Genomic DNA, 4408 nt, shown 5'->3' with positions numbered 1-4408 from the left:
GGGCCGGTACACGTCCGGCCCAGGTACCGCTGTCATTCGCCCAGCAACGCCTGTGGTTCCTCGGCCAACTCGAAGGCCCCAGCCCGCTCTACAACATCCCGGTGGTGGTCCGCCTGGATGCCGGGCTCGACGTGGCCGCGCTGGACGCCGCACTGCGGGACGTGATTGCCCGCCACGAGTCGCTGCGCACCGTCTTCGCGGTGGCCGACGGCGAGCCGTACCAGCAGATCCTCGAGCCCGACCAGGTCGGCGAGGTCCTCCAGGTCCAGTCGATGAGCGCCGAAGGCCTCGATACGGCCGTAGCGGCGGCGACCGGCCACGCCTTCGACCTGGCCACCGAGGTGCCGGTCCGGGCCTGGCTGTTCCAGACCGGTGCCGACGAGTCCGTCCTGGTGCTCGTGGTGCACCACATTGCCAGCGACGGCTGGTCCACGGCGCCGCTGCACCGAGACCTGGCGGCGGCGTACCAGGCGCGGTCGAACGGGACGGCTCCGGTCTGGGCGCCGCTGCCGGTGCAGTACGCCGATTACGCGGTCTGGCAGCGTGAACTGCTCGGCGACGAGAACGACCCGGACAGCCTGCTCTCCGCACAGGTCGCCTACTGGCGGCAGGCGCTGGCCGGTGCCCCGGAGGAACTGGCCCTCCCGGCCGACCGCCCGCGCCCGGCGGTGGTCTCGCATCTGGGCCACCAGGTGCCCCTGCAGGTCTCCGCCGAGGTGCACCAGCGCCTGGCCGACCTGGCCCGTGCCGAGGGCGTGACCATGTTCATGGTGCTCCAGTCGGCGCTGGCGGTGTTGCTGTCGCGGTTGGGTGCGGGCACCGACATCCCGATCGGCTTCCCGGTGGCGGGACGCAACGACGAGGCCCTGGACGATCTGGTCGGGTTCTTCGTCAACACCCTCGTGCTGCGCACGGACCTGTCGGGTGACCCGACCTTCGCCGAGGTGCTGGGCCGGGTCCGGCAGAGCAGCCTGACCGCCCTGGACCACCAGGACGTGCCGTTCGAGCGACTGGTCGAGGAGTTGGCCCCGGCCCGCTCGATGGCCCGCCACCCACTGTTCCAGGTGATGCTCATCCTGCAGAACCTCGAGCACAGCACGATGAGCCTGCCGGACACCGGCGCGGGGGCGGTGAGCGCGACCGCCCGCTTCGACCTCGAGGTGACCGCCGTCGAGTCGTTCGACGCGCAGGGCCGCCCGGCCGGTCTCGGCGGTGTGGTCACCGCGTCGGCCGACCTGTTCCACGCGTCGACGGTGGAGCGCCTCGCCGGATGGTTCGTGCGGGTGCTGGAGACGGTGACGGCCGCCGCGCAGGTCCGGCTGCACGCCGTCGAGCTGCTGGACGACCGGCAGCGGCAGCAGATGCTGTCCGCCTGGAACGTTCCGGCCACCGAGATCGATGCGACCGTGGTGGACCTGGTCGCCCGGCACGTCGTGGCCGCCCCGGACGCGGTCGCGGTGGTCGCCGGCGGCGTCGAGGTCTCGTACCGGGAACTGGATGCGGCGGCGAACCGACTGGCACGCTATCTGACGGCGCAGGGCGTGGGCGCGGAGTCGGTGGTCGGCCTGTGCCTGCCGCGCGGCGCGGAGATGGTCGTCGCGATCCTCGGGGTGTGGAAGGCGGGCGGCGCGTACCTGCCGATCGACCCGCAACTGCCGGCGCAACGGGTCGAGTTCATGCTGCTCGACAGCGGCGCGCGGCACGTGCTGACCTCGGCCGCGTACGAGCCGGTGCTGTCCGGCTCGGTGTTGGTGCCGGTGACGGTGCTGGACGGGCCGGCGGTGGCGGCCTTCGACGACGGTCCGGTGCCCAGCCGGGCGACCGCGGCCAGCGCGGCGTACGTGATCTACACGTCGGGTTCGACGGGCACCCCGAAGGGTGTGGTCATCGCCCATCGTCATCTGTCGGGTCTGCTCACCGCGGTCGGTGACGTCTTCGATCTGGGCCCGTCCGACGCGTGGAGTTGTTTCCACTCCTTCGTGTTCGACGTGTCGGTGTGGGAGATGTGGGGCGCGCTGACGCGTGGCGCCCGGGTGGTGATGGTGCCGTCCGAGGTGTCCCGCAGCCCGGAGGACCTGGCCCGGCTGATCGAGCAGACCGGGGTGACGGTGCTCAGCCAGACTCCGTCGGCCTTCTATCAGCTGCTGTCGGTGGCCGGGTCACCGCCGGAGTCCGTCCGGGTGGTGGTGTTCGCGGGCGAGGCACTGGAACCGCCGCGGGTCTACGGCTGGCTGACCGAGGGCGGGCCGCGCCTGGTCAACATGTACGGGCCGACCGAGATGACGGTGTATGCGACGCTCTGGCAGCTCACCGGCGACGAGACCGGCAGCGTGGTCGGCCGTGGCCTGCCCGGCACGGCGCTGTACGTGCTCGACGACCGGCTCCAGCCCGTCCCGCCCGGCGTGGTCGGCGAGCTGTACCTGGCCGGCGTCCAGGTGAGTCGCGGCTACCTGGGCCGGCCGGGCTTCACCGGTGAGCGTTTCGTGGCGTCCCCGTTCGGCGCGGGCGAGCGGATGTACCGGTCGGGCGACCTGGCGAAGTGGACCGGGGACGGCCAGTTGGTGTTCGTCGGCCGGGCGGACCAGCAGGTGAAGATCCGGGGGTTCCGGATCGAGCCGGGCGAGATCGAGGCGGTGCTCCAGGAGCACCCGGACGTGGCGCAGGTCGCCGTGGTCGCACGGGAGGACATCCCGGGGGACAAGCGCCTGGTGGCGTACGTCGTGGGCGCCGACGCCGCCGGGCTGCGCGAATACGTCGGGCAGCGCCTCCCGGAGTACATGGTCCCGTCCGCCGTGGTGCTGCTCGACCGGTTGCCTTTGACGGTGAACGGAAAGCTGGACCGGCGTGCGCTGCCGGCGCCGACGTACGAGGCCGGCGCGGGCCGCGGCCCGGCGACCGTGCAGGAGGAGATCCTGTGCGCGGTGTTCGCGCAGGTGCTCGGCCTGACCACGGTGGGGGTCGATGACGACTTCTTCGGGCTCGGCGGCCACTCCCTGCTCGCGGTGCGGCTGGCGTCGCGGGTCCGGGCGGTGCTGGGTGTGGAGTTGCCGCTGCGGGCGCTGTTCGAGACGCCGACGGTAGCGGGCCTGGCGGCGTGGCTGAGCGGCGGCAACGCCGGCCGGGCACGGCTCGCGGTGCGCGCCGGGCGGCGGCCGGAGCGGGTACCGTTGTCGTTCGCACAGCGCCGTCTGTGGTTCCTCGGTCAGCTCGAAGGCCCGAGTCCGCTCTACAACCTGCCCTCCGTGGTTCGGCTGGCCGGCGGTGCGGACGTCGAGGCGCTCGATGCGGCGTTGCGCGACGTGATCGGCCGGCACGAGTCGCTGCGGACCGTGTTCGCGGTGGCGGACGGCGAGCCGTATCAACGAATTCTGGACGCGGACGAGGTCGGCTCGGTGCTTCAGGTGCGGGCCGTGCCCGTCGACGACCTGGACCGCGCCGTCGCGGAGGCGACCGGCTACGCGTTCGACCTCGCCGCCGACCTGCCGATCCGGGCCTGGCTGTTCCAGACCGCGACGGACGGCTCGGTGCTCGTCCTGGTCGTCCATCACGTGGCGAGCGACGGCTGGTCGACCGCGCCGCTGAACCGGGACCTGGCAACGGCGTACGAGGCACGGCTCCGTCAGCAGGCGCCGGTGTGGGCGCCGTTGCCGGTGCAGTACGCGGACTACGCGGTGTGGCAGCGGGAGCTGCTGGGCGATGAGAACGACCCGGACAGCCTGCTGTCGACCCAGCTGTCGTATTGGCGGGAGACCCTGTCCGGGGCGCCGGAGGAGTTGGCGCTTCCGGTCGACCGGCCCCGCCCGGCGGTGGCGTCGCACCGCGGGCACCAGGTGTCGTTGCAGGTGCCCGCCGAGGTGCATCAGCGGCTGGCTGACCTGGCCCGTGCCGAGGGCGTGACCATGTTCATGGTGCTCCAGTCGGCGTTGGCGGTGTTGTTGTCGCGGCTCGGGGCGGGTACCGACATCCCGATCGGTTTCCCGGTGGCGGGTCGGCATGACGAGGCTCTGGACGACCTGGTCGGCTTCTTCGTCAACGCGCTGGTGATCCGCACCGACCTGTCCGGCGACCCGACCTTCGCCGACGTGCTGGGCCGGGTCCGGCGGACCACTCTGGACGCTCTCGAACACCAGGACGTGCCGTTCGAGCGGCTCGTCGAGGAGCTGGCGCCGACCCGTACGCTGGCCCGCCATCCGTTGTTCCAGGTCCGGCTCACCCTCCAGAACCTCGAGCGCGGCGTGGCGGCCGGATCCGGCGACGAACCGGAGCCCACCGGTGCGGGGAGCGCGATGGCGCGGCAGGACCTCGGATTGACCATGGTCGAGTTGTTTGACGGGCGGGGTTGTCCGGCTGGGTTGCAGGGTGTGTTGGTGGTGGCTGCGGATTTGTTTGATGTGTCTTCGGCGCAGCG

The 4408-nt window shown here is 72.0% G+C and carries 1 protein-coding gene; it reads left to right on the top strand.

All coding sequences use genetic code 11. The annotated features are described in order from the left end of the window. The coding region (locus AB0J93_RS30045; RefSeq protein WP_363925724.1) for an amino acid adenylation domain-containing protein at positions 1–4408 on the top strand (4408 nt) is incomplete at both ends.

Source organism: Micromonospora sp. NPDC049374 (assembly GCF_040677165.1).
Taxonomy (GTDB): Bacteria; Actinomycetota; Actinomycetes; order Mycobacteriales; family Micromonosporaceae; genus Micromonospora.
The sequence above is the reverse complement of the archived record's forward strand: the minus strand, read 5'-3'. Positions and strand labels throughout refer to the sequence as shown.